This window comes from Streptomyces glaucescens (assembly GCF_002154375.1).
Classification (GTDB): Bacteria; Actinomycetota; Actinomycetes; order Streptomycetales; family Streptomycetaceae; genus Streptomyces; species Streptomyces glaucescens.
In genome coordinates this window covers 1-512 of the sequence record NZ_MUND01000969.1, presented here as the reverse complement: position 1 = coordinate 512, position 512 = coordinate 1, and the positions used below count along the sequence as shown (strand labels likewise).

Here is a 512-nt window from a genome sequence, read left to right as displayed (position 1 = left end):
GACTCGAGCAGTTCGCCGATGCGGGCCCCGGCCCGGCGGCCCTCCAGGTGGAGGCGGCCGACGTTGACGCGGTCCTGCGCGAGCAGCGTGAGCACGGCGGTACGGCCCGCCGCGTACGTCGCCACATAGCCGCGCTCGCCCCGGACGAGCAGCTCGCGCAGCCCGCCCCGGCCGGTGGCGTCGCTGAGCCGTACCGCGACGCCGAGCGACGCGGCGGTGAGCGCGGCCAGGCCGTCCGGCTCGACGCCGGGGGTGTCGTGCGCGAGGACGAGGCCGTCCACGCTGGCCGCGAGGGCACCGGTCAGCTGGGGCATCCGGGCCCTCAGCCGGTGCAGTTCGTCGAGGATGCCGGGCTCGGCCGCCATCGGTGCGCTCCTCTCGGCGTGCGTCTGGGCGGGCGATCGGTGCCGTTCAAAGGGCCTCCAGCGCATCCCTGAGCCTCTTCAGCAGGGTGATGTCGGGGTCGGTGAACTCGGGCAGGGAGCCTTCGGCGGGCGGCGGGGACTGGGGAG

The 512-nt window shown here is 75.8% G+C and carries 1 protein-coding gene; it reads right to left on the bottom strand.

Annotation, left to right across the window (positions count from 1 at the left end):
• Positions 1–365 (bottom strand): roadblock/LC7 domain-containing protein (locus CCN42_RS39825; RefSeq protein ID WP_086742010.1); only part of this gene is annotated, 365 nt, incomplete at its 3' end.
• Positions 366–512: the final 147 nt, after the last annotated feature.